We start from the raw sequence: 26032 nt of genomic DNA on the forward strand, positions 1-26032 counted from the left end.
GTGGGATTCGCGCGCGAACGCCTTGGTGCATGCCTCAATATCGCGCCGTACAAACAAGGCGGCCGCGCGCGCCTGTCACAGGCGTTACTGGCCCGAAACAAACGTAGGAGCGAGCGCAGCTCGCGATGCGCCGCGCGGGCGGCGCTCGATCTCACAGGCGCTGAAGATGCTCCGGCTACCCTTGCCAGAAACCATAGAATCTCCCACAGGAATGCCACAAGGTCGGGAACCGAGGATACTCTGTGGGAGCTGGCTTGCCAGCGATGGGCTGCGCAGCAGCCCTGCTCAATTCATTTGGCGCAAGTCTGCTCAGCCAAGGCCACCGCACGGAACATCGCCCGGCGCTTGTTGATGGTTTCTTCCCACTCCAGCGCCGGCACCGAGTCGGCAACGATACCGCCACCTGCCTGCACATGCAGCTCGCCGTCCTTGATCACCGCCGTACGAATGGCAATGGCGGTATCCATGTTGCCATTCCAGGCGAAGTACCCCACGGCACCGCCATATACACCACGCTTGACCGGCTCCAGTTCGTCGATGATCTCCATTGCACGGATCTTCGGCGCGCCCGAAAGGGTACCGGCCGGCAGGATCGCGCGCAGTGCATCCATCGCCGTCAGCCCTTCGCGCAAGTGGCCGGTGACGTTGGAGACAATGTGCATGACGTTGGAGTAGCGCTCGATCACCATCTTCTCGGTCAGGCGTACGCTGCCCGTGGAGGACACCCGGCCGACATCGTTGCGGCCCAGGTCGATCAGCATCAGGTGCTCGGCGATCTCCTTGTCGTCCGACAGCAGGTCGTCTTCCAGCGCACGGTCGGCCTCTTCGGTTGCGCCACGCGGTCGGGTACCGGCAATCGGGCGCACGGTGACCAGGTTGTCCTCGACCCGCACCAGCACCTCTGGCGAGCTGCCAACCACGTGGAAGTCGCCAAAATTGAAGAAGTACATGTAAGGCGTCGGGTTGAAGCAGCGCAACGCGCGGTAGAGGTCGATTGGCGCCGCCTTGAAGTCGATCGACATACGTTGTGACGGCACCACCTGCATGCAGTCGCCCGCCAGGATGTATTCCTTGATGCGGCCAACGGCGCTTTCGTAGTCCTCACGGGTGTAGCTGGAGCGGAATGCCGGCTCGGCAGCCTGCGGGCCACTCAGGTCCAGGCCTCGGCGTGGGGTAATAGGCTGGCGCAGGGTTTCCAGCAAGCCTTGCAGGCGCGCCTGGCCTTGCTCGAAAGCCTGATCTTGCGCAGGGTCTACCAGCACGATGGCGTGCATCTTGCCGGCCAGGTTGTCGAATACCACGACCGCGTCCGAGACCATCAGCAGAATGTCGGGCACACCCAGCGGGTCTGGGTTCGGGCTGGCCCCCAGGCGCTTTTCCACATAGCGCACGCAGTCGTAGCCGAAGTAACCGACCAGGCCGCCATTGAAACGTGGCAGGCCGGGAATGTCGGCGACCTTGTAGCGCTCCTTGAACGTCTCGACAAAGGCCAGCGGGTCTTCGACATCGTGGCGTTCAACCTCGACACCGTCCTGCAGGATGCTGACGTGATAGCCGTGCACCCGCATCACCGTCCGCGAGGGCAGGCCGATCATCGAGTAACGGCCCCATTTCTCGCCGCCCTGCACCGATTCGAGCAGGTACGAGTTGGCCTGGTCGGCCAGCTTCAGGTAGATCGACAGCGGCGTATCGAAGTCGGCCAGGGTTTCGCAGGCCAGGGGAATGCGGTTATAGCCGGCAGCAGCCAGGCGCAGGAATTCTTCGTGGTTCATGAGTAGCCTCGTGGCAAGCAGCAATGGGTCAGGCAAACGGACGGGCCGGCACGCGCCGGCAGGCTGAAGTCAGGCGCGCCAACGCCAACGGGCCAAGGCCTTGATGACTTTCATCCAGAATTTGCCAGTAACCGCCACGGTGGACTCTCTGTCTGCTGAGGCTTGAAGGTCCGCCAACGTTATCCCAGTGGCCGGGTCTGCGCAACCGGGCAGCAATGCACGCAGATCGTCGATCACCAGGCTTGGCGACTCGTCCTTGATGGGCCGGCCATGGTTGTAGCCGTAGGTCAGCCCCACGCACTGCACCCCGGCCGCCTTTGCCGCCTGCACGTCGCTGCGCGAGTCGCCGACAAACAGCGACTGTTGCGGGCTCACGCCCGCCATTTGCATGACGAACAGCAGCGCCGCCGGGTCGGGCTTTTTCTGTGGCAGGGTGTCACCGCCGATGATCCAGCGGAAATACCGGCCGATCTTCATCTGGTCCAGCAAGGGCGCGACGAAGCGCTCAGGCTTGTTGGTGATCAAGGCCATTTCCACGCCCTGCTTGTGCAGCCAGCGCAGGGTGTCCTTGACCCCGGGGTAAACCACGGTGAGCTCATGGCTTTCGGCGTAGGCTTCCATGAACAGCGCCAAGCCCTGTTCAGCCAGCGCATCGTCCACGGTTTCATGCTCGATGCCACCGGCCAGGGCGCGGCGCACGAGCACCTGGGCGCCATTGCCGACCCATTGGCGTACCGCCTCAAGGCCAGCAGGCGGGCGCCCCAGTTCGAGCAGCATGCGGTCCACGGCGGCGGCCAGGTCTGGCACGGAATCGATCAGGGTACCGTCCAGATCGAACATCACCAGCCTGGGGAGTGTCCCCGGAAACAGCTGCTCGAAGCCACTCATGGGCGAGCCTGGGCCAGTTCGGCGCGCATTTTGGCGATGACTTCCTGGTAGTCCGGGGCATTGAAGATCGCCGAGCCGGCCACGAACGTGTCGGCGCCAGCGGCAGCGATCTCGCGGATGTTGTTGACGTTGACGCCACCGTCGATTTCCAGGCGGATATCACGGCCACTGGCGTCGATCAACGCACGCGCTTCACGCAGCTTGTCGAGTGTGCCAGGGATGAACTTCTGCCCGCCGAAACCCGGGTTGACGCTCATCAGCAGCACCATGTCGATCTTGTCCATGACGTACTTCAGGGCGTCCAGGCTGGTGGCCGGGTTGAACACCAGGCCGGCCTTGCAGCCGCCATCCTTGATCAGTTGCAGCGAGCGGTCGATGTGCTGCGAAGCTTCCGGGTGGAAGGTGATGTAGGTGGCGCCGGCTTCGATGAAGTCGCCGATGATGCGATCGACCGGGCTGACCATCAGGTGCACATCGATCGGGGCGGTGACGCCATACTTGCGCAGGGCAGTGCACACCATCGGGCCGATGGTCAGGTTGGGAACGTAGTGGTTGTCCATGACATCGAAGTGGACGATGTCGGCACCCGCCGCCAGTACCTTGTCGACATCCTCGCCCAGGCGGGCGAAATCGGCAGAAAGAATGGAGGGGGCAATAGCGTAGGGCTGCATGGCGCACCTGTTGGCAGAATCACGGTGGCGCGCATTGTAACTCAGGGAAAGGCGTGAGGGCTGATTGGCATCAATGGGTGTCGACCAGTGACCAAAAGCCTTGTAGTGCCTGTACGGGCCCTATCGCCGGCAAGCCGGCTCCTACATGGGATCTCCACAGGTATGTGCATCTCATGACTCTTGTGCAGAACGCTGTGGGAGCCGGCTTGCCGGCGATAGGGCCCGTACAGCTACTGGAAAATCAGCCAGGCTGCTGGGTTCTCAGCTTCTCGCTACGCCCGCGCAGCCACTCCAGGGTCAGCAGCAGGATCACCGAAAACGCAATCAGCAACGTCGCCGCGGCAGCGATGGTCGGGCTCAGGTTCTCGCGAATACCGCTGAACATCTGCCGCGGCAGGGTCGCCTGTTCCGGGCCGGCGAGAAACAGGGTCACCACGACCTCATCGAACGACGTGGCAAAGGCGAACAGCGCCCCCGAAATCACCCCGGGGGCGATCAGCGGCAGGGTCACCCGGCGGAAGGCCAGCAGTGGCGAAGCGCCCAGGCTGGCTGCCGCGCGCACCAGGTTGTAGTTGAAGCCCTGCAAGGTTGCCGACACCGTGATGATGACGAACGGCACGCCCAGCACCGCATGCACCAGAATCAGCGAGGTGAAGCTGTTGCCCATGCCCAGCGGGGCAAAGAACAGGTAGCTGGCCACCCCGATGATCACCACCGGCACCACCATCGGCGAAATCACCAGTGCCATCACCAGCGACTTGCCGGGAAAGTCGCCGCGGGTCAGGCCGATGGCCGCCAACGTGCCGAACACCATGGCCAGCACCGTGGCCGCAGGGGCAACGATGATGCTGTTCTTCAGCGCCCGCATCCATTCGGCCGAGTTGAAGAAGTCCTGGTACCACTGCAGCGAGAAGCCCTGCAGCGGGTACACCAGGAAGCTGCCACTGTTGAACGACAAGGGCACGATCACCAGCACCGGCAAGATCAGGAACAGCAGGATCAGGCCGCAAAGAATGCGCAGGCTGTAGAACCACACCCGCTCCACGGGCGACATGTAAGGGCTCAGCATGACAAGGCTCCTCAGCTCAGGCGCAGGCGGCTGGCGCCGACAAGCCAGCTATAGATCAGGTACAGCAGCACGGTCGCCAGCAGCAACAGCCCGCCCAGTGCGGTGGCCATGCCCCAGTTGATGCTGGTGTTGGTATAGAAGGCCACGAAGTAGCTGACCATCTGGTCGTTCGGGCTACCCAGCAGTGCCGGGGTGATGTAGTAACCAATGGCCAGGATGAATACCAGCAGGCAGCCGGCGCCGACACCGGCATACGTCTGGGGAAAGTACACCCGCCAGAAACTGGCGAACGGGTGGCAACCCAGCGAAATCGCCGCGCGCATGTAGCTTGGCGAAATGCCTTTCATCACGCTGTACAGCGGCAGGATCATGAACGGCAGCAGAATGTGCACCATCGAGATGTACACGCCGGTGCGGTTGAACACCAGTTCCAGCGGCTGGTCGATGATGCCCATGGCCATCAGCGCACTGTTGATCAGCCCGCCCGACTGCAGCAGTACGATCCACGCTGCCACCCGCACCAGGATCGAAGTCCAGAACGGCAGCAACACCAGAATCATCAACAGGTTGCTCTGCCGGGTCGGCAGGTTGGCCAGCAGGTACGCCAGCGGGTAGGCCAGCACCAGGCAGATGGCGGTAATCACCACGCCCATCCACAGGGTGCGGGCAAAGATATCCAGGTAAATGGCCTGGTCCGGGGTCGCCTTGGCCAGTTCGCCAAGGTCATCGATACGGTGGTCCAGCGAAGCCAGCAGGTAGAACGGGGTCAGCGTGCTGGTGTTGCGGCGGATCGCCTGCCAGTAGGCCGGGTCGCCCCAACGTTCGTCCAGGGCCTGCAGGGCATCCTTGTAAGAGGCGGGCTCGCTCTTGAACGGCAATGCGCGCGCCGTCTTGGCCAGCAGGCTGCGGTAGCCGGCCAGTTCCATGTTCAGGCGTTTGGACAGGTCGCCCAGGGTCTGGTTCTTGCGCGACTCGGCCAGGTCCTGGCTCAGCGCCTTGTACACGTCCTCGCCAGGCAGGCTCTTGCCGTCCCACTGGCTGATGACGTCGACCGTGCGCGGCAGGCCACCGACCACCTCCGGGTTGCCGACGCTCTTGTACAGCAGCGCCGCGATCGGCACCAGGAACACCAGCAGAAGGAACAGCGCCAGCGGCGCGATCAGCGCTTGCGCCTTCCAGCGGTTGACCCGCTCGGCATGCTTGAGGCGCTGCTTCAGACTTTGACCTGCGCCTTCTTTGAGTGGCACTGCAATGGCCATGGCAAACTCCGCGATACGAACTGAAATTGGGGCCGCATGGCGGCCCCTTGCGCTGGTCGGTTACTTCTTCGCCGCCCAGGCGTTGAAGCGTTGCTCCAGCTGCTCGCTGTTGTCGGCCCAGAAGGCCACGTCGATCTGCACCTGGTTGGCAATGTTCTCAGGCGTGGTCGGCATGTCTTTCTTCACCTCGTCCGACAGCAGGCTCACTGCCTTGGAATTGGCCGGGCCGTAGGCGATGTTCTCGGAGTAGATCTTCTGCTGCTCAGGCTGCACGCTGAAGGCGATGAATTTCTTCGCCTGGTCGGCATCCTTGGCACCTTTCGGGATGGCCCAGGCATCGAAGTCATAGATGCCGCCATTCCACACCACCTTGAGGTTGCTTTCCTTCTGCACCGCCGCGATGCGGCCGTTATAGGCCGAGCTCATGACCACGTCACCCGAGGCCAGGTACTGAGGTGGCTGGGCACCCGCTTCCCACCACTGGATGCTTGGCTTGAGTTCGTCGAGCTTCTTGAAGGCGCGGTCCACGCCCTCTTTGGTACCCAGCACCTGGTAAACGTCCTTGGGCGCCACGCCGTCGGCCATCAGGGCGAATTCCAGTGTGTACTTGGCGCCCTTGCGCAAGCCGCGCTTGCCAGGGAATTTCTTGGTGTCCCAGAAGTCGGCCCAGCTGGTCGGCGCGGTCTTGAGCTTGTCCGCGTTGTAGGCCAATACCGTGGACCAGACGAAGAAGCCCACGCCACAAGGCTGGATGGCGCCCGGCACGTAATCGGCTTCGTTGCCGAACAGGGCGGGGTCGAGCTCTTCGAACATGCCCTCGTCACAGCCGCGGGCCAGCTCTGGCGACTCCACCTCCACCAGGTTCCACGACACGCTCTTGGTATCGACCATGGCTTTGACCTTGGCCATTTCGCCGTTGTACTCGCCTGCGACGATCTTGCCATGCCCAGCCTTTTCCCACGGCTCGTAGAACGCCTTGACCTGGGCGGCCTTGTTGGCACCGCCGAACGAGACCACGGTGAGGTCTGCGGCCATGGCCTGGCCGGCGGTGAACAGCCCCAGGGCCAGGGCGGTCAGTTTCAACTGCTTGCGCATTCTTGTTCTCTCCACAGTACAGGGTTGGTGAAGCAATCCATCAATGGGCTTCGGCAATCGGATCGAGCGCGCGGGCGTGCTCCACCTCCCAGCCCAGCGGTACCACATCGCCCACGGCCAGGGCCGGGTCGAGTTCGGCAATGGGCTGTTTCACGAAGAAATCGCCCTTGCCGCAAACTTCCAGGCGCACCCGCACGTGGTCGCCCAGGTAGATGAATTCCGCCACCCGGCCCGAGAAGCGGTTCGCGCAGCTTTCGCTGTGGCCGTTCAGGCGTACCCGCTCGGGGCGGATGGACAGGGTGACCGGTTCGCCGGCCTGGCCGACATTCACTGCCAGTGCCTCGATCCGCTCGCCGCGCGGCAGCTGCACCTGGCAGCGCTTGCCGTCGCTGGCCAGCAGCGTGCCGTTGAGGCGGTTGTTCTCGCCGATGAAATTGGCGACGAAGGTGTTGCAGGGTTCCTCGTACAGCGTGCGCGGGTCGGCGATCTGCTGGATCTCACCCTGGTGGAATACCGCCACCCGGTCAGACATGGTCAGCGCTTCGCCCTGATCGTGGGTCACGTACACCACGGTCACCCCCAGGCGCTGGTGAATGTGCTTGATCTCCATCTGCATGTGCTCACGCAGCTGCTTGTCCAGTGCCCCGAGCGGCTCGTCCATCAGCACCAACTGGGGCTCGAACACCAGCGCCCGGGCCAACGCCACGCGCTGTTGCTGGCCGCCAGAAAGCTGGCCGGGGTAGCGCTTGGCAAAGGCATCCAGTTGCACCATGCTCAGCACGCGCTTGACCCGTTCGCTGATATCGGTCTTGCTCAAATTGCGCACGGTCAGCGGGAAGGCCAGGTTTTCCGCAACCGTCATGTGCGGGAACAGCGCATAGTTCTGGAACACCATGCCGATATCACGCTTGTGCGGCGGTACATTGTTGATCGAGCGCCCGGCCAGGTGGATTTCCCCGGCGGTAGGGGTTTCGAACCCCGCCAGCATCATCAGGCTGGTGGTCTTGCCGGAGCCAGAAGGGCCAAGCAGGGTGAGGAATTCGCCCTTGCGGATATCCAGGTTAAGGTCTTTGACGATCAGCGACTCGCCGTCGTAGCTCTTCTGCACACCACGGAAGCTGACCAGCGTTTCGCTGGTTGCAGCGTTCGACTTCGCCTCGCTCATGCCTGCACCTTCTTGTTGGATGACTGCGTGGGCAAAGCGTAAAAGAGGCGCAAGCGCCGGAAAATCGGGGGTGCTGAGAGAATGCCATCATCCGGATGGAAGATTTGATGTAGGGATTGCCCTACAAGGATGGCGCGTTCAGAACAGCCTTGCCCCTGGGGGGCTGCCTTGTGTCGCGATGGTGCGCGCAGCGGCCCCAGAATTCCCGCTGCACCGCAGATACCGCCGGGGTCGCAATCAGACCAGCTTGTGCTCCATGGCGTACTTCACAAGCTCCGCCAGCGAGTTCACCTTCAGCTTCTGCATCAGCCGCGCCTTGTGTGTACTGATGGTCTTGCTCGACAGCGCCAGTTGCTGGGCAATGTCATTGACGTTGGCGCCCTGGGCCAGGCGCTCGAACACGGAAAACTCCCGCTCCGAGAGCAGGGTGTGCAACGGCCGCGACTCGGTCAGGCCCACTTCGAACACCATGCGGTCAGCCAACGCCGGGTCGATATAGCGCCCGCCAGCAGCCACCCGGCGAATCGCCGTCAGCAGTAGCGCCGGGTCACTGTCCTTGGTGGCATAGCCCGCCGCACCGGCCTTCAGCGCCCGAGCGGCCATTTGCGCCTCGTCATGCATCGACAGCATCAGGATCGCCGGCGCGTCGAGCAGCGCGCGAATCCGCGGGATCGCCTCCAGCCCGCTCACGCCCGGCATCGAGATATCCAGCAGCACCACTTCGCACGGCGTATGCCGCAGGGTCTCGAGCAACTGCTCGCCATTCCCGGCCTCCCCCACCACCTGCATGTCCTTGGCCAGGCCAATCAACTGCTTGATGCCTTCACGGACAATGGTGTGGTCTTCGGCTACCAGCACTCGAATCACGTTTGCTCTCCTACTCCAACGGTATGGCCACGCTCAGGCTGGTGCCCGCGCCCGGCTGACTGTCCAGCACCATGCTGCCGCCCAACATCAGTACCCGCTCGCGTACGCCGACCAGGCCAAACGAGGTGGGCCGGGTCTGCTCACGGCAAAAGCCTTGGCCATCATCACTGACTGTCAGGCGTAACTGCCCGCCCTGATGAACCAGCTCGATTTCCACGCTGTGCGCCTGGGCATGGCGCATCACATTGGTCAACGCCTCCTGCAGAATGCGGAACAGCCCGGTGGCCTTGGCGTCACTCAATGCTGGCAGATTATCCGGTACCTGCACCAGGCAGGGGATTTGCGTACGGGCTTCGAAGCGCCTGGCCTGCCATTCGATGGCCGAGGCGATGCCCGCGTCGAGAATCGGCGGGCGCAGGGCAGTGGCCACATCACGCACCAACTGGAACAACTGGGCGATCAAGCGCTTCATGCTGGCCAGGCGCTCGTTGAGCCCCGGGTCCAGCTCGGCAAACGCCAGCTCGCACATCGACACTTCCAGCTTGAGCACGGTCAGCATCTGCCCCAGCTCATCATGCACTTCGCGGGCGATGCGGGCCTTCTCTTCCTCGCGCACGCTTTCCAGGTGGGCCGACAGCTCGCGCAGCTGCTCCTGTGACTTGGCCAGCGCCAGTTCGGCGCGCTTGCCCTGGGTGATATCCCACACCACGCCGTCCCATACCACCTGACCGTTGCCCAGGTGCCGGGTACTGGCCTTGATGTCGGCCCAGCGCTGTTCACCCTGGCGGGTGAGAATACGCCCCTGCCAGGACCAGTCCTGGTCGCTGGCCAGGGCCAGGTCCTGGACCCGGTGGTAATCGGCGCGGTCATCGGGGTGTACCAGGTTGCGCAGGCCCATTTGCGGGTGCTGGATCTCGCTGGGCGCATACCCGACCAGGGCCTCGCTGCCTTCACTGATATAGGGGAACTCCAGCTCGCCCTCGGCCGGGTCCCGCTCCAGGCGGAACACCAGCCCCGGCACGTTGCCGGCAATGCCCTTTAGCCGCGCCTCGCTTTCGCGTAGAGCCGCCAAGGCCCGGTGCCGTTCGGTAACGTCGGCCAGGTACACCACCAGGTACTCCGAGTCGCGAAAGCGCAAGAAGCTCAACGACAACTCTACCGGCAGCAAGCTGTGGTCCGCGCGCTTGCACTGCGCCTCGAACTGGCCGACACCGCCAGCCCCGGCGCGGGCGCCTTTCCACAGCTCCAGCCAGCGGTCCATGCTCAGGCTCGGCTCGAAGTCGCTCAGCGGCCGCTCCAGAAGCTCGCCTTCGGCATAACCGAGCATGCGTTCAGCGGCGTGGTTGGCGTACCGGACATGGCTGTCCCAGTTGACCCACAGAATACCCACCGTACTCTGGTCAATCGCGAACTGGCTCAGGCGCAGGGCCTCTTCACGCACCTGGCGCTCCACCAGGCTTTCCCGCGCAGCCAGCAGGCTACGCTCCAGCTGGTGCTGTTGCCGGCGTTGCCACACCAGGGTAGCCAGGGCGCACAGCAGCAGCAGGCCGAACAGCAGCGCCAGGTTCTGCCAGAACCCGGGCGACTCGCTCAGGCGCGGGTACTTGGGCTGCAACCAGCGTTGGTGCAGTTGCTCCAGCTCCTTGGCAGGCAGGGCCTGCAAGCCTTGTTCGAGCACATCGGCCAACACCGGCCAGTCACGCCGCGAGCCAAGCCGCAGCAACTGCGGCAGGCCAATATCGCCCACCACGGCCAGCTCACCGAACTCGCTCTCGCGTGACAGGCGGCTGAGTTGCGCCTCATCCAGCACGGCGAAGCTGGCCTGGCCGCCCACCACCAGCTGCAAGGCCTCGCGCTCGCTGGGCACCCCCTGCAGGTTCAGGTTGCTGTAGTTACCGCGCAAGTACTCTGCCAGTTGGCTGGGCATGCGCACGGCCACGCGCTGCTCGCGGTCGAGCTTTTCCAGCTCCACCGCCATGGCCCCGGTGCGTGGCCCTACCACCAATTGCGGCACGCGCATGTACGGGTCGCTGAACAACCACAGGCGCAGGCTGGCCGGGGTTTGGGTAAGGCCGGGGGCGAAGTCGATTTCGCCGTTCTGCAGGGCATGCTCCAGGCTGGCCTGGTCACTGAAATGGCGCCAGGTCAGGTCCAGGCGCAGCACGTGTGCCAGGTTGCTGACCAATTCGACGTTGGCACCGTACAACTGCTGCAGGCGCCGGTCGAACTGAGCATAGGGTGCTTGCAGCACCAGGCCCACACGCAGGCTGCGGTGCGCGTCCAACCACTGCTGCTGGGCCGGCTCGAGCGCAACAGTGGCCGGCGCCTCGGGCCGGGCAAAGGCAATCAAGGGCAGCCACAAGCAGCCGATAACCAACAGGCGACGCACTCGCTTCATCTATACGCTCGTCTTGGCAAGGCGGCCATGCAGCATGGCCGTCACGGACAAATACTATTAGGCTGCCGGTATCATTCTGGCCTTGGGTTGACGCATGTCCACACTTTATCGCACGACGCTGGCAATGTGCTGCCTGGCTTCGCTCCTGCCACTCGGCGCCTTGGCCGCCGATGCCGAAACACCGCCGGCGGCCAATGCGGCACCGGCAGCCGAAACACCGCGCCCGCCGCTGCTCGAGCGCAGCCAAGAGGATGCCCTGGCACTCGAGCGGCTGGTACCCAAGGCCGAGCAACAGACGCTACAGGCAGGTGCCGACAGTTTCCTGGCCTTGTGGAAGCCGGCCAACGACAGTGATCCGCAAGGTGCCGTGATCATCGTGCCGGGTGCCGGCGAAAACGCCGATTGGCCAAATGCCGTTGGCCCGCTGCGGCAAAAATTCCCTGATGTCGGCTGGCACAGCCTGAGCATCAGCCTGCCTGACCTGCTCGCCGACAGCCCGCAAGCCCGGGTAGAAGCCAAGCCCAAGGCCGCAACGGACCAAGCCCAGGGTGAGCGTGCACCGGTCAAGGATGTGCCAGCCGACGCCAATGCCAATGTCGCCCAGGCCACCGCCGCCGATGCCGACACCGCAGAAAGCACCGATGCCGAACTGGCCAGCGAACAGAGCGACCCGGCCGACGCCGAGCGGATTTTCGCCCGCCTCGACGCTGCCGTGGCGTTTGCCCAGCAGCGCAATGCCCGCAGCATCGTGCTGATCGGCCATGGCAGCGGTGCGTACTGGGCTGCCCGCTACCTGAGCGAAAAACAGCCGCCGCAGGTGCACAAGCTGGTCATGGTGGCGGCGCAGACGCCGGCGCGCGTGGAGCATGACCTGGAAAGCCTGGCGCCGACGTTGAAGGTGCCCACCGCCGACATCTACTACGCCACCCGCAGTGCTGACCGCAGCGCCGCCGCGCTGCGCTTGCAGGCCAGCAAGCGGCAGAAAGACAGCCAGTACCGGCAGTTGTCGTTGATCGCCATGCCCGGCAACCAGCCCGCCGAGCAAGAGCAGTTGTTCCGCCGCGTGCGAGGCTGGATGAACCCGCAAGGGTAAGGTTGCCCCCACAGGTAGGCCACAATATTCAGGCGTTGTGTATTACCTGTGGGAGACTCTATGGTTTCTGGCAATGGCATCAGGGTTGCCGGGTGCTTGCCGCAGCATCTTCAGCGCCTGTCAGATTGAGCGCCGCCCGCGCGGCGCATCGCGAGCTGCGCTCGCTCCTACGTTTGTTTCGGGCCAATTATGCCTGGGGGATTTGCGCGCGAACGCCTTGGCGCATGCCTCAATATCGCGTCGTATGAATCAGGCGGTCGCGCGCGCCCCTCACAGGCCTCACTGGCCCGAAACAAACGTAGGAGCGAGCGCAGCTCGCGATGCGCCGCGCGGGCGGCGCTCGATGTCTCAGGCGCTGCATATCTTCTGACAAACACCTGCCAGCCCTGCTGCGATCCCTGGGGCTGGCTTGCCGGCGATGAGGCCCTCAAAGGCCCCGCCGCTTGCGGATCATGGCATAGGCCTGGTGCAACTCCCGCGTGCGCTCGGTCGCTTCACGCACCTGTGCCTCGCTGGCGCCGGTGCCTGCCAGCTTGTCCGGGTGGTGCCGGCTGACCAGCCGGCGATACGCCTGCTTGACCTTGTCAGCTTCGGTGTCCGCCTCTACCGCCAGCAAGCGCAACGCCGCCGCATAGGTCATGGCCAGCCCTTCCGGCCGAGCAGCCCTGCGCGGCTCGTATTCCACCGACATGGCCTGCACCTGGCGCCGGCTCAGGCCCAGCTTCTGCCCCCAGTCCAGCAGCAGCTCACGCTCCTTGTTGCCCATCTTGCCGTCGGCCCAGACCATGCGCCAACAGGCGCGCAAGGTGCCTTCGGCCGCATGCGGCTGTTCGCGAATCCGCCGCAAGTGGCCGCCAAGCCGGTCCTTGCCGGCCTTGCCACGGTTGAACGCCTTGATGGCGCGCAAGCGGGCCGGCTCCGCCAGGTCCAACCGCGACATTTCCTGGCGCGCCTGCTGGATATGCTGCTCGGCCACCCGGCCATCGCTCTTGGCCAGGCGCCCCAGCATCACGAACAGCAACTCATCGTCAGCCAGCGCCGGGCGCCCGCTCAGGCGGTCGCGCATGTCATCCCAGCCCTGCAGGCGCAAGCGGCGGTCGAGGGCCTGGCCGAGCAGCAGCCCCAACAGCGCCCCGGGGATGTTGGCCACGGCAAAGCCCGCGCCAGCGCCAATCAGTGTGCCTGGCCACCACATGTCAGGCGCGCTCGCCGATCAGCCGCTCGGCCTCGGCCAGGCGCTCGAGCGTCCCGACGTCCACCCAGTGCCCGCGGTAGTGCTCGCCCGTGACCCGGCCAGCCGCCATGGCCTGGCGCAACAACGGCGCCAGTTTGAAGGCACCAGCCTGGCAACCCGCGAACAGCGCCGGGTGCAGGACCGAGATACCACTGAACGTCAGCGTACCCGGCGCGTCGTCGCCATCGACCACCTGCCCGTCCGCCAGGCGGAAGTCGCCACGGCCATGGTGGCCAGGGTTATCGACCAGCACCAGGTGCGCCAGGCCTTGCAGCGGGGCCTGCAGGCGGGTGAAGTCGTAGTCGGTCCAGACATCGCCGTTCACCAGCAGGAAGGGATCGTCGCCCAGCAAAGGCAGCGCCTTGAAGATGCCGCCGCCGGTTTCCAGCGGCTCACCCTCCGGCGAGTAGCAAATGCGCAGGCCGAAGCGGCCGCCATCGCCCAGGTGCTCTTCGATCTGCTGGCCGAGCCAGGCATGGTTGATCACCACTTCGCGGACACCCGCAGCCGCCAGCGCACGCAGGTGGTACTCGATCAGCGGCTGGCCGGCGACCGGAACCAACGGTTTGGGGGTATGCAGCGTCAGCGGGCGCATGCGTTCACCCTTCCCCGCCGCCAGGATCATTGCCTTCATGCACGCGCTCCGGCTTGCAGCTCGGCAATCAGCTCACCCAGCTCCGCCAATTCGGGCCGGCGACCGATCACTTCTTCTATATAGGCGAAGAAACGCGGCACGTCCCCCAGGTAGCGCGGCTTGCCGTCGCGGTGGCAGATACGGGCAAAAATGCCGATCACCTTCAAATGGCGCTGCACGCCCATCAGGTCGCTGGCACGCTGGAACGCCTCGAACTCAGCATGAACCGGGATACCGGCCGCCACTGCCCGCTCCCAATAGGCACGCAACCAGCCTTCGACGCGCGCCTGTGGCCAGGTGAGGAAGGCATCCTTGAACAGGCAGGTAATGTCGTAGGTGACCGGGCCGTACACCGCATCCTGGAAGTCCAGCACGCCAGGGTTCGGGGTGCTCTGCATCAGGTTGCGCGGCATGTAGTCGCGGTGCACCAGCACTTTCGGCTGGGCCAGGGCGCTGTCGATCAACAGTTGGCTGATGCGCTGCCAGGCAGCTTTCTGGCTATCGTTGAGGGCCAGGCCAAGCTCGCGCCCTACGTACCATTCGGGGAACAGTTCAACCTCGCGGCGCAGCAGGGCGTCGTCGTAGCTGGGCAACTGGGCGTCCATCGGAAGGCGCTGGAACTTCAGCAACGCCTCGATGGCGTCGGCGAACAGGCTGTCGGCATTATCGGCATCAATGATATCCAGGTATGTCTGGTGACCCAGGTCACCCAGCAGCAGGAACCCGCGCTCCAGGTCCTGGGCGTGGATCTGCGGCACATTCACACCGGCACTGGCCAGCAGGTGGTCGATGGCGACGAACGGTCGGCAGTTCTCCTGCGGCGGGGGCGCGTCCATGACCACGAGGCTGCGCCCAGCCCCCTGCCAGCGGAAGTAACGGCGGAAGCTGGCATCGCTGCTGGCCGCGGTCAGGCGGCCTTCGGGCACCTCGCCCCAAGCCTTGCTGCGGAAAAGTTCATCGAGCTGCTCGGCGAGCCAGACCGTCAGCTGTTGCAGGCGTACATCGTGTTCAGGCATTACAAGGGTCTCCGACGGCCCTAGCCGTCAAGCGGGTCATGCTTTATTATCCAGCATCTTGTGCGACACGCGTAGCGTGTCTCCTCCACCAAGCTGTATGGTCAGCTTGATGGGATTTCCGGGAGGAAATCGAATACTTGGGTATCCATCCCCAAGAAACAAAACCAGCCCAGAAGTTCATTGCCTTCAAGAACTTACCGCTGCGGCGGATGGCAAAACCCAAGGTCGTTCAGCTCTCGGTAGCACGACCGCAAAACCAGCAACATCCGGTTTTGGAGAGCCCTCTACATACCAACCCAAGCGGGGGATCTGACCCCCGCAGGGGTCTCCTCCTGCTCATTTTGAACCAGGAGGCATCTAATTTCCGACCAACGGCTATCTTGCTGTCTTGGTTCGGTCTTTCAGGAGGCATGAGCGAAAGCTCTGTCTGTCATTGTCCAACTGCCGCCTCTATGGAGCAGTAGCGGACTCGTTGTGCGACCAACGGTAGCCTACGACGGCATGCATCACTGGCAACGGTGGTGTGTGAAGCCCGTCAGACAACGTAGCCCCCATATGGGTGCATCTCTTCCGCGAGGAGGAATGCAGAGACTCGGAGCAGTACCGGGTTGAGGCGCTAGGCTGGCTGGTACGGCCAACACAAGTGAATCGCTGATAAACACCGTAAGGATAACCATGCCAAAACTGCTGTTAGGCATGAACCAAAATGGTACGAGGTTGGATATCCCTGTGGGATGTGGGGATACGTCGCCATCAGAACCTCCGGTGAAAAGGCGGGGCCTAACCCAGTCGTGTGACAGAGAGGGAACGTGGTAAGCCCGTATCGCTGCCCTTTGGGCAGGTGAACCGTAAGGAACACTGTTGGCGGTGCGGGTATGGGATCGCAGAGAAAGCGAACGCCAGGCTGTAATGGCTTGGATAGGGGTTGGAACATCACCCCACGGGAAACCGGGCAGACTTCTGCGTGGTCTTTCGTTGCAATAACTCTGACTGAGACCGTCTCATTAACCTCAGGGCCTAGCTTCATTGGCCCTTGATAATCCTACCCTGACGGGGTGCATGCACCCCTCAGGGGGTACGTGCGCCTTCCGCTCGGGTGGTTTCACTTTGAGAGGAAAGCAGCATGAAAGAGCTCAGCCAGCAAGGTGAGTCTGCGCTTTCCGACACTCCGCAACAGTGGCACGACGTCGATTGGCGCCGAGTCCAGCGGAACGTCCGGGGAATGCAGATGCGAATTGCGAAGGCTTGTCGGGAAGGCAAATGGCGCAGAGTCAAATCTCTGCAACGGATGCTCACCCGCTCGAAGTCGGCCAGATACCTGGCTGTACGGAGAGTCACGGAAAATCAGGGGAGCCGCACGGCGGGAGTCGATAAGCAACTCTGGGATACACCCAACGCAAAATGGATTGCGGTTGGTCAGTTGAAGACGCGGGGATACAAGGCTCGGCCACTACGGCGAGTCTACATCCCAAAGTCGGACGGACGGGAACGCCCATTGGGCATACCGACCATGACGGACAGAGCCATGCAAGCGCTGTACATGCTGGCCCTGTCTCCCATCGCCGAAACCCAAGGAGATCCGAACAGCTACGGCTTTAGGATCGAACGCTGTACGGCGGATGCGATGGCGCAGTTGTTCTTGTGCCTATCCAAGCGGGCCTCGGCTTGCTGGGTATTAGACGCGGACATCGAGGGATTCTTCGACAACATCAACCACGAATGGCTATTAAGGAACGCCCCCACGGATACACGGATGCTTCGGCAGTGGTTAAAAGCTGGAGTCATTCACAAGGGGCAGCTGCACGCGACGAACGCAGGTACGCCACAGGGGGGAATTATCTCCCCAACGCTGGCAAATCTGGCACTGGACGGTCTGGAAACACTCCTCAAGGAACACTTGGGGGTGACAAGGGCGAAGAAGCTGAAGGTGAATGTGGTGCGATACGCCGACGACTTCGTAATCACCGGCACCTCCCCGGAGGTGCTGGAGAATGAAGTAAAACCTTGGGTAGAGCAGTTCCTCGCAACGCGCGGGCTGCGGCTTTCACTCAAAAAGACGCGGATCGTCCACATCGACGAAGGCTTCGACTTTCTTGGATGGAGTTTCCGGAAATACGATGGAACGTTACTGATCAAGCCGAGCAAGAAGAACGTCAAGGCGTTCTACAGCAAGATCAGAGAGGCGATCGACTCTCATAAGACGGTCAGGCAGGAGGATCTGATCCGAATGCTCAACCTGAAACTGAGAGGCTGGGCGCTGTACCACCAACCAGTAGTCGCGAAGCAGGCGTACAGCCGAATGGATTACAGGGTGTTTATCAAACTCTGGCGTTGGGCGAAAAGGCGACACCCAAACAAGACCCTAGATTGGGTGAGGAAGAAATATTTCCGATCCTCAGGCGATAGAAACTGGGTGTTCGCCACCACGGTAACTGATGAAGCTGGAACAAAACGGGAGGTCGAGCTGTACACGCTTGCGAGTACACCGATCGAGCGACATAAGAAGGTGAGTGGGGACTACAACCCCTACGACCCAACCATGGAGGCTATGGGTGAAAAACTGAGGACTGACCGGATGCTGAAACAGCTGAAATACCGGAAACAGATCGGCACCCTATTCTCCAGCCAAAGCGGTCTATGTCAGCTATGCGGGCAACCGATTACTAGGGAAACGGGGTGGCACGATCACCACATCACTTACCGCTCTCTGGGCGGTGGCGATGAACTAGGCAATCGGGTACTCTTGCACCCCAATTGTCACAACCAGCTCCACACGCGTGGTCTGCACGTGAGCAAACCGGCTCCCTCTGGGAGCTTCGTAAAGGCTTGAGCCGTATGCGCTGAAAGGCGCACGTACGGTTCTTAGGGGGGAATTGGCCAGCAATGGCCAGTTCCCACCCGACTTTCAGACCATCGAGAGGCGTGCGGCCCCACACGCGGGCAGATGGCACGCAGGAAGCCCGGACTAATAAGATGGCATTGAAATCCCCCGCGTTTCGTAGAAAGTTTCCGTTGCTGGTCACCGGCGGTCTGCTGGCCCTGCAACCTCTGGCCACATCGTACGTGGTGGCAGCCGAGCAGTTTGACTGCCAAGTGTCCGCCGCCGGCGGCTGGGACTGCAAGCCCAAGACCCCAGCCAGCAACCTGCCGCCACGCCCGGTGCACGAAGGTGCCGCCGTCAGCGGCGGCACCGAAGCCGCGAGCGAAGGCGAAACTGCGGACCGGCCGATGCTGGTCACCGAGGCCAAAGGCCGCGGCCTGAAGTCGCGCAGCGAAGACTACAGCCACCTCGACTGGGTGCCGCGTGAAAAGCTCACTGCTGCACAGCTGGCCGAAACCGGCCCGTACTGCGGTGGCGCCTACATCGAGCCAACTCGCCCAGGCATGGCCGACACCACGCCCAAGGACGAGTCGCCGACCTACATCAATGCCAAGGTGTCCAAGTACCAGCAGGAGCAGCAGATCGCTACCCTCGCCGGTGACGTGGTCATGCGCCAGGGCAGCATGCAGGCCGAAGCGGACGAGGCCAACCTGTACCAGGCCGAAAACCGTGGCGAGCTCAAAGGCAACGTCAAGATCCGTGACAACGGCTCGCTGGTAGTCGGTGACCAGGCACAGATTCAGCTCGACACGGGCGAAGCCCAGGTCGACAACGCCGAATACGTGATGCACAAGTCGCATATCCGCGGCAGCGCCCTGTACGCCAAGCGTGGCGAAAACGCCATCATCCGCCTCAAGGACGGTACGTACACCACCTGCGAACCGGGCAGCAACGCCTGGCAGCTGAAGGGCAACAACATCACCCTGAACCCGGCCACCGGCTTCGGCACCGCGACCAACGTCACCCTGCGGGTCAAGGATTTCCCGGTGTTCTACACACCGTACATCTACTTCCCGATCGACGATCGTCGCCAGTCCGGCTTCCTGCCACCTTCGTTCAGCAGCAGCAGCGACACCGGCTTCATGCTGGTCACGCCGTACTACTTCAACCTGGCGCCGAACTACGACGCCACGTTGTACCCGCGCTACATGACCAAGCGCGGCTTGCTGATGGAAGGCGAATTCCGCTACCTGACCAAGTCCAGCGAAGGCCAGTTCGGCGGCGCGTACCTGAACGACAAGAACGACGACCGCAAAGACCAGACGGACTACAAAGACCAGCGCTGGATGGTCAACTGGCAGCACAAGGGTGGCCTGGACGAACGCCTGATGACCGAGGTGGACTACACCGACATCAGCGACCCGTTCTACTTCCAGGACCTGGAGTCCGATCAGATCGGCGTGGAAAGCCGCGACGTGCTGAACCAGCAAGGCGCGCTGACCTACCGTGGCGACAGCTACACCGCGCGCCTGAACGTGCATGCCTACGAAATGGCGACCATTTCGCAGATCACGCCGTATGACCGCCTGCCGCAGCTGACCCTGAACGGTACCCTGCCATTCCAGCCAGGCGGCCTGAACCTGGGTTACGAGACCGAAGCGGTACGCTTCGAGCGTGACTTGAAGAACGACACCGTGTTCGACAAGGATGGCAACCTCGACCTCACAGCCGGGCCAGAAGGTCGTCGCCTTGATCAGAACATTCAAGGCATCGAGCGGGCCAACGGCACGCGCCTGAATGTGGCGCCGTCCATCAGCTACCCGATGACGGCCAGCTATGGGTTCCTGACGCCCAAGCTGAAATATGCCTACACCCAGTACGACCTGGACCTCGACAGCAAAGGCAAGGCCGATGCAATCGCCCTGGAAGCTGCAAATCCAGCCGCCTACGGCAGCTACGACAGCTCCGTAAGCCGCGATGTACCGATCTTCAGCGTCGACAGCGGCCTGTACTTCGACCGCAATACCTCGCTGTTCGGCAACAACTACCGTCAAACCCTCGAACCACGCATGTTCTACCTGTACGTCCCGTACAAGGACCAGAAGGACATCCCGCTGTTCGATACTGGCGAAACCCTGTTCAGCTACGATTCGCTGTTCCGCGACAACCGCTTCAGCGGCACCGACCGCATCGGCGACGAGAACAAGCTGTCGCTGGGTGTCACCACACGCTGGATCGAAGACAACGGCTTCGAGCGCCAGAACTTCAGCATCGGCCAGGCCTACTACTTCAAAGACCGCAAGGTACAGTTGCCGGGTATCGACTACCGCACCCGCAAAGACTCGCAGTCCGACGTGTCGCCATATGCCCTGGTGTACAACTACTACTTCAACCGCGACTGGCGCTTCAATTCGGACTTCAACTGGGACCCGGACAGCCGCAGCACCCGCTCGGGCAGTGCGATGTTCCACTACCAGCCTGAAGACAACCCGAACAAGATCGTCAACCTCGGCTACCGCTACCGTAACGACACCATCGCCTACGACTCGACAACGGGTACCTGGAAGGTGGGCGGCGGTGACTATGGCACCCCAGGCGATCCGAACTACATCAAGGATTACTACAAGATCCAGCAGCACGATTTCTCGGTCATCTGGCCGATCGTGCCACAGTGGAGCGTGATTGCCCGCTGGCAGCATGACTACAACCGCAACCGCACCCTGGAAGCCATGGGTGGTTTCGAATACGACAACTGCTGCTGGAAGCTGCGTCTGGTCAACCGGTACTGGATCGACTACGACGATTTCAGCCAGGCCCTTCCGCAGAACGAAAAAGGCGACCACGGTGTCTTCCTTCAGATCGTCCTGAAAGGCCTCGGTGGTGTAGTTGGCAACAAGGTCGAATCTTTCCTCGACCAAGGCATTCAAGGTTACCGTGAACGTGAAGACCAAGCTTATTGATCGACTGCGCCCAGTGCTGCTGGGCGTCGCTTTGCTGAGTGGCGCGGTGCATGCCGCGGTACAGCCGCTTGATCGCGTGGTGGCCATCGTCGACAACGACGTGGTCATGCAAAGCCAGCTGGACCAGCGCGTGCATGAGGTTCAGCAAACCATTGCCAAGCGCGGCGGCAGCGTGCCGCCCGCCGGCGCCCTGGAACAGCAGGTACTGGAACGCCTGATCGTCGAAAACCTGCAACTGCAGATTGGCGAACGCTCCGGCATTCGCATCACCGACGAAGAACTGAACCAGGCCATCGGCACCATTGCCCAGCGCAACGGCATGTCGCTGGACCAGTTCCGCGCAGCGTTGGCCCATGACGGCCTGTCGTTCGACGACGCCCGCGACCAGGTCAAGCGCGAGATGATCATCAGCCGCGTGCGCCAACGCCGCGTGGCCGAGCGCATCCAGGTGTCGGAGCAGGAAGTGAAGAACTTCCTCAACTCCGACATGGGCAAGATGCAGATGTCGGAAGAGTACCGCCTGGCCAACATCCTGATCCCCACCCCGGAAGCCGCCAACTCGGCAGACATCCAGAAGGCTGCACGCCAGGTGGGCGAGGTGTACCAGCAACTCAAGCAAGGCGCGGACTTCGGCCAGCTGGCCATCGCCCGTTCCGCCAGCGAAAACGCCCTGGAAGGCGGCGAAATGGGCTGGCGTAAAGCGGCCCAGCTGCCACCAGACTTCGCCAAGATGCTCAGCAGCATGCCGGTGGGTGAAATCACCCAGCCGATCCGCATCCCCAACGGCTTCATCATCCTCAAGCTGGAAGAGAAGCGTGGCGGCAGCGAGAACGTGCTGCGCGACGAAGTGCACGTGCGCCACATCCTGATCAAGCCAAGCGAGATCCGCAGCGACGCGGCCACCGAGCAGTTGGCCGAGCGCCTGTACGAACGCATCAAGAACGGCGAAGACTTCGCCGAACTGGCGAAGAGCTTCTCGGAAGACCCGGGTTCAGCGCTCAACGGCGGTGACCTCAACTGGGTCGACCCGAACAGCCTGGTGCCTGAGTTCCGCGAACAGATGGCCAACGCCCAGCAAGGCGTCGTGACCAAGCCGTTCAAAACCCAGTATGGCTGGCACGTGCTGGAAGTACTGGGCCGTCGGGCCACCGACAGCACCGAGCAGGCGCGTGAGCAACAGGCCCTGAACGTGCTGCGTAACCGCAAATACGACGAAGAGCTGCAAACCTGGCTGCGCCAGATCCGCGACGAAGCCTACGTTGAAATCAAGCTGCCTGGCGCCGACCAGGCCGCCCAGTGAAGCCCCTGCGCTTCGCCGTCACCCCCGGCGAGCCGGCCGGCATAGGTCCTGACCTGTGCCTGCTGCTCGCCGCAGACGCCCAGCCCCACCCCCTGATTGCCATCACCAGCCGTGACCTGCTCGCCGAGCGGGCCACCCAGCTGGGGCTGGCTGTCGACCTGTTGCCGGTTGCCCCGGGCCAATGGCCCGAGCAGCCAGCGCCAGCGGGCAGCCTGTATGTTTGGGATACCCCGCTGGCGGCCCCGGTAACACCGGGCCAGCTCGACACGGCCAACGCCGCGTTCGTGCTGCAAACCCTGACCCGTGCTGGCCAGGGCTGCCTGGACGGGCACTTCGCCGGGATGATCACCGCCCCCGTGCACAAGGGTGTGATCAACGAGAGCGGCATCGCCTTTTCCGGGCACACCGAATTCCTCGCCGAACTGACCCAAACCGCACAAGTGGTGATGATGCTGGCTACCCGCGGCCTGCGCGTGGCCCTGGTTACCACCCATCTGCCGCTGCGGGACATCGCCGACGCCATCACTGCCGAGCGCGTCGAGCGGGTTACCCGCATCCTGCATGCAGACATGCGCGACAAGTTCGGCATCACCGCCCCACGCATCCTGGTGTGCGGCCTCAACCCGCATGCCGGTGAAGGCGGCCACCTGGGCCGCGAAGAAATCGACATCATCGAGCCGACCCTGGCCCGCCTGCGCGCTGAAGGCATGGACCTGCGCGGGCCGCTGCCGGCCGATACCCTGTTTACCCCCAAATATCTGGAGCACTGCGACGCGGTGCTGGCGATGTACCACGACCAAGGCCTGCCCGTACTCAAGTACAAGGGTTTTGGTGCGGCCGTGAACGTGACCTTGGGCCTGCCGATCATCCGTACCTCGGTTGACCACGGCACCGCTCTGGACCTGGCCGGCAGCGGCAAGGTCGACACCGGCAGCCTGCGCGTCGCGCTGGAAACCGCCTACCAGATGGCCGAGAACCGACCATGAACGAGCAATACCAACACCGAGCGCGCAAGCGCTTCGGCCAGAACTTCCTGCACGACGCCGGCATCATCGACCGTATCCTGCGCGCTATCCACGCCAAGCCTGGCGAACACCTGCTGGAAATCGGCCCGGGCCAGGGCGCCCTGACCGAGGGCCTGCTGGGCAGCGGCGCGCAACTGGACGTGGTCGAGCTGGACAAGGACCTGGTGCCGATCCTGCAGCACAAGTTCGCCGACCGCAGCAATTTCCGCCTGCACCAGGGCGACGCCCTGAAGTTCGACTTCAACCAGCTGGGCGTCCCGCCGCGCAGCCTCAAGGTGGTGGGTAACCTGCCCTATAACATCTCCACGCCGCTGATCTTCCACCTGCTCAGCCATGCCGGGCTGATCCGCGACATGCACTTCATGCTGCAGAAGGAAGTGGTCGAGCGCATGGCCGCCGGCCCTGGCGGTGGTGATTGGGGGCGGTTGTCGATCATGGTGCAGTACCACTGCCGCGTGGAACACCTGTTCAACGTTGGCCCTGGGGCGTTCAACCCGCCACCGAAAGTGGATTCGGCCATCGTGCGGCTGGTGCCGCACGAAGTGCTGCCTCACCCGGCCAAAGATGCACAACTGCTGGAGCGGGTGGTGCGTGACGCGTTCAACCAGCGCCGCAAAACACTGCGCAACACCATGAAGGGCCTGCTCGACAGCGCGGCCATCGAAGCTGCCGGCGTAGATGGCAGCCTGCGCCCGGAGCAGCTGGACCTGGCCGCCTTCGTGCGCCTGGCCGATCAGTTGGCCGATCAGCCCAGAGCCTGATTCGACCTGATCCGGCCTCTTCGCGGGCACGCCCGCTCCCACAGGTAAATCACCCCTCAAATGCGGTGGAATCCTGTGGGAGCGGGCTTGCCCGCGAAGAGGCCAGCCCAGACAACACAAAACCCCCAGCCCTTCCACCGCTGGCCCTCCCCCCCGCCAATGGCCTAGACTGCATTATTGCGTCAGTTCGCCCAAGGCCCTTGCATGTCCGACCCCCGCTATCAAATCGACGTCAGCGTCGTGACCCGCTACCTCAAAGAGCAATCCGACCCGGAAAACAGTCGTTTCGCTTTCGCCTACACCATCACTGTGCAGAACAACGGCTCGCTGAAAGCCAAACTGCTGTCGCGCCACTGGCTGATCACCAACGGTGACGGCAAGGTCGAAGAAGTGCGCGGCGCCGGGGTGGTCGGCCAGCAGCCCAATATCGAGCCGGGCCAGAGCCACACCTACAGCAGCGGGGCTGTCATCAGCACCCGCGTAGGCACCATGCAGGGCAGCTACCAGATGTTTGCCGAAGACGGTAAACGTTTCGATGCCGAGATCGCCCCGTTTCGCCTAGCGGTGCCCGGGGCCCTGCACTGATGGCCACTTACGCCGTCGGCGACCTGCAGGGCTGCCTGCAGCCACTCAAATGCCTGCTCGAACGCGTACGCTTCGATCCCGCCGTGGACCGCCTGTGGCTGGTGGGCGACCTGGTCAACCGCGGCCCCGAGTCACTGCAAACGCTGCGCTTTCTGTACTCCATGCGCCAGTCCCTGGTCTGCGTGCTGGGCAACCACGACCTGCACCTGCTGGCCGCCTGGCACAACGTCGAGCGCCTGAAGAAAAGCGACACTTTGCGCGAGATCATCGAAGCGCCAGATGCGGATCAGTTGTTCGACTGGCTGCGCCAGCAAAAGCTGCTGCACTACGATGAGGCGCGGGGCGTTGCCATGGTTCATGCCGGCATCCCGCCGCAGTGGACGCTCGGCCAGGCCCTGAAGCTGGCAGACGAGGTGGAACAGGTGCTGCGCGATGACACTCGCCTGAAGTTGTACTTGGATGGCATGTACGGCAACGAGCCGAACAAGTGGAGCAAGAACCTCACCGGTATCGAGCGCCTGCGGGTCATCACCAACTACTTCACGCGCATGCGCTTCTGCACCGCAGAAGGCAAACTCGACCTGAAAAGCAAGGAAGGCCTGGGCACCGCGCCCAAAGGCTACAAACCCTGGTTTGCCCACAAGGACCGCCGCTCGCGGCACGTGAAGATCATCTTCGGCCACTGGGCCGCCCTTGAAGGGCGCGTCGACCAGCCTGACGTCATCGCCCTGGACACCGGCTGCGTGTGGGGCGGCGCCATGACCCTGTACAACCTCGACAGCGGCCAATACCACCGCTGCGACTGCGCCGCCGACGGCACCCTGCGCCAGCCGGCACAACCCACTACACTCAATGACCACACCTGAAGGAAGTAGTACCCATGAGCGAATTCAAGCGCATCCCTCCCGAGCAGGCCTTGGAGCTTCGCAAGCAAGAAGGTGCGGTCGTGGTCGATATCCGTGACTCGCAAGCCTTTGCTGCCGGCCACATTACCGGCGCCCGGCATCTGGATAACCATTCGGTTGCCGAGTTCATCCGCAATGCCGACCTCGACGCCCCCACCCTGGTGGTCTGCTACCACGGCAACTCCAGCCAGAGCGCTGCCGCCTACCTGGTAGGCCAGGGCTTCTCGGACGTGTACAGCGTCGACGGTGGGTTTGAACTGTGGCGCACCACCTACCCGGCCGAGACAGCCCAAGGCGCTGCCGAATAAATATTTTCATTTTTACTGCAGCCCGCGTCCTGCGCGGGCTTGCGGCTTACCTGACGAACGGTCGTTCGTAACTTCTGCACTCCTCGCCCCTTGACCTTGCAGATAACCAACTACGCTTAAGCTCAGGCCATCCAAAAAAGGGGAGAGCCGGTACACCGGCGTGCGGGTCATCGGTAGCGTAACAGGGTGTTCTGGGGGGTATAAAG

Annotated in this window: 21 protein-coding genes; 9 read left to right on the top strand and 12 right to left on the bottom strand. The window is 63.0% G+C overall.

Features of this window, described 5'->3' with window-relative positions; translation table 11 throughout:
* Window positions 1-290: 290 nt before the first annotated feature.
* The 9 genes from trpE to DMX12_RS17575 form a co-directional block, all read right to left on the bottom strand.
* Window positions 291-1772: an anthranilate synthase component I gene (gene trpE, locus DMX12_RS17535; RefSeq protein WP_009685254.1), complete on the bottom strand. Its 1482-nt coding sequence runs from the start codon at window positions 1770-1772 to the stop codon at window positions 291-293.
* Between the two features lie 69 nt (window positions 1773-1841).
* Window positions 1842-2660 carry a phosphoglycolate phosphatase gene (locus DMX12_RS17540; protein ID WP_029885955.1) on the bottom strand — a complete coding sequence of 273 codons (819 nt, stop codon included), beginning with the start codon at window positions 2658-2660 and terminating at the stop codon, window positions 1842-1844.
* Complete coding sequence (gene rpe / locus DMX12_RS17545) at window positions 2657-3331, bottom strand: ribulose-phosphate 3-epimerase (RefSeq protein ID WP_029885954.1); 675 nt, start codon at window positions 3329-3331, stop codon at window positions 2657-2659. The genes DMX12_RS17540 and rpe overlap by 4 nt, the downstream gene beginning before the upstream one ends.
* Window positions 3332-3572: 241 nt before the next feature.
* Entirely contained in the window at window positions 3573-4400 is an 828-nt protein-coding gene (locus DMX12_RS17550) for an ABC transporter permease (RefSeq protein ID WP_054911832.1), read from the bottom strand.
* A gap of 11 nt (window positions 4401-4411) precedes the next feature.
* Complete coding sequence (locus DMX12_RS17555; protein ID WP_009685250.1) at window positions 4412-5659, bottom strand: ABC transporter permease; 1248 nt, start codon at window positions 5657-5659, stop codon at window positions 4412-4414.
* Window positions 5660-5719: 60 nt separating this feature from the next.
* The gene (locus tag DMX12_RS17560; protein WP_029885951.1) at window positions 5720-6754 is read right to left on the bottom strand and encodes an ABC transporter substrate-binding protein; all 1035 of its coding nucleotides are present in this window, start codon (window positions 6752-6754) and stop codon (window positions 5720-5722) included.
* 40 nt (window positions 6755-6794) lie between these two features.
* Complete coding sequence (locus DMX12_RS17565) at window positions 6795-7919, bottom strand: ABC transporter ATP-binding protein (protein ID WP_110678989.1); 1125 nt, start codon at window positions 7917-7919, stop codon at window positions 6795-6797.
* A 237-nt stretch (window positions 7920-8156) separates the two neighbouring features.
* A complete protein-coding gene (locus DMX12_RS17570; protein ID WP_009685247.1) occupies window positions 8157-8786 on the bottom strand; it encodes a response regulator transcription factor in 630 nt (209 codons plus the stop codon).
* A gap of 10 nt (window positions 8787-8796) precedes the next feature.
* The gene (locus tag DMX12_RS17575) at window positions 8797-11184 is read right to left on the bottom strand and encodes a PAS domain S-box protein (RefSeq protein ID WP_110678991.1); all 2388 of its coding nucleotides are present in this window, start codon (window positions 11182-11184) and stop codon (window positions 8797-8799) included.
* A 94-nt stretch (window positions 11185-11278) separates the two neighbouring features.
* Between DMX12_RS17575 and DMX12_RS17580 the strand changes: the two genes are divergently transcribed.
* Window positions 11279-12277, top strand: a complete 999-nt coding sequence (locus DMX12_RS17580) for an alpha/beta hydrolase family protein (RefSeq protein ID WP_110678993.1) — start codon at window positions 11279-11281, stop codon at window positions 12275-12277.
* A gap of 427 nt (window positions 12278-12704) precedes the next feature.
* Here the strand turns inward: DMX12_RS17580 and DMX12_RS17585 are convergent, their stop codons facing one another.
* Genes DMX12_RS17585 through DMX12_RS17595 form a run of 3 tightly spaced genes read right to left on the bottom strand, consistent with a single transcriptional unit; the run spans window position 12705 to window position 15161 of the window.
* Window positions 12705-13472, bottom strand: a complete 768-nt coding sequence (locus DMX12_RS17585) for a TerB family tellurite resistance protein (RefSeq protein ID WP_009685244.1) — start codon at window positions 13470-13472, stop codon at window positions 12705-12707.
* Between the two features lies 1 nt (window position 13473).
* Window positions 13474-14145 carry an N-acetylmuramate alpha-1-phosphate uridylyltransferase MurU gene (gene murU, locus DMX12_RS17590; protein ID WP_054906105.1) on the bottom strand — a complete coding sequence of 224 codons (672 nt, stop codon included), beginning with the start codon at window positions 14143-14145 and terminating at the stop codon, window positions 13474-13476.
* The gene (locus DMX12_RS17595; RefSeq protein ID WP_110678995.1) at window positions 14142-15161 is read right to left on the bottom strand and encodes an aminoglycoside phosphotransferase family protein; all 1020 of its coding nucleotides are present in this window, start codon (window positions 15159-15161) and stop codon (window positions 14142-14144) included. The genes murU and DMX12_RS17595 overlap by 4 nt, the downstream gene beginning before the upstream one ends.
* 1123 nt (window positions 15162-16284) lie before the next feature.
* Between DMX12_RS17595 and ltrA the strand changes: the two genes are divergently transcribed.
* The 8 genes from ltrA (at window position 16285) to glpE (ending at window position 25826) form a co-directional block, all read left to right on the top strand.
* The gene (gene ltrA, locus DMX12_RS17605) at window positions 16285-17991 is read left to right on the top strand and encodes a group II intron reverse transcriptase/maturase (RefSeq protein ID WP_110678999.1); all 1707 of its coding nucleotides are present in this window, start codon (window positions 16285-16287) and stop codon (window positions 17989-17991) included.
* A 143-nt stretch (window positions 17992-18134) separates the two neighbouring features.
* Window positions 18135-20942, top strand: a complete 2808-nt coding sequence (locus DMX12_RS17610; protein ID WP_110679001.1) for an LPS-assembly protein LptD — start codon at window positions 18135-18137, stop codon at window positions 20940-20942.
* Window positions 20923-22242, top strand: coding sequence for a peptidylprolyl isomerase SurA (gene surA / locus DMX12_RS17615; protein WP_110679047.1), 1320 nt, complete (start codon window positions 20923-20925; stop codon window positions 22240-22242). The genes DMX12_RS17610 and surA overlap by 20 nt, the downstream gene beginning before the upstream one ends.
* Complete coding sequence (gene pdxA, locus DMX12_RS17620; RefSeq protein WP_009685238.1) at window positions 22239-23228, top strand: 4-hydroxythreonine-4-phosphate dehydrogenase PdxA; 990 nt, start codon at window positions 22239-22241, stop codon at window positions 23226-23228. The genes surA and pdxA overlap by 4 nt, the downstream gene beginning before the upstream one ends.
* Window positions 23225-24028, top strand: coding sequence for a 16S rRNA (adenine(1518)-N(6)/adenine(1519)-N(6))-dimethyltransferase RsmA (gene rsmA / locus DMX12_RS17625; protein WP_054911841.1), 804 nt, complete (start codon window positions 23225-23227; stop codon window positions 24026-24028). The genes pdxA and rsmA overlap by 4 nt, the downstream gene beginning before the upstream one ends.
* Before the next feature lie 204 nt (window positions 24029-24232).
* On the top strand, window positions 24233-24613 hold the full coding sequence (gene apaG, locus DMX12_RS17630) for a Co2+/Mg2+ efflux protein ApaG (RefSeq protein WP_029885942.1): 381 nt from the start codon (window positions 24233-24235) through the stop codon (window positions 24611-24613).
* Complete coding sequence (locus DMX12_RS17635) at window positions 24613-25479, top strand: symmetrical bis(5'-nucleosyl)-tetraphosphatase (protein WP_009685235.1); 867 nt, start codon at window positions 24613-24615, stop codon at window positions 25477-25479. Before apaG ends, DMX12_RS17635 begins: the two co-directional genes overlap by 1 nt.
* A gap of 14 nt (window positions 25480-25493) precedes the next feature.
* Complete coding sequence (gene glpE, locus DMX12_RS17640) at window positions 25494-25826, top strand: thiosulfate sulfurtransferase GlpE (RefSeq protein ID WP_009685234.1); 333 nt, start codon at window positions 25494-25496, stop codon at window positions 25824-25826.
* Window positions 25827-26032 lie beyond the last annotated feature (206 nt).

This window comes from Pseudomonas sp. MB-090624 (genome assembly GCF_003205245.1).
Classification (GTDB): domain Bacteria; phylum Pseudomonadota; class Gammaproteobacteria; order Pseudomonadales; family Pseudomonadaceae; genus Aquipseudomonas; species Aquipseudomonas juntendi.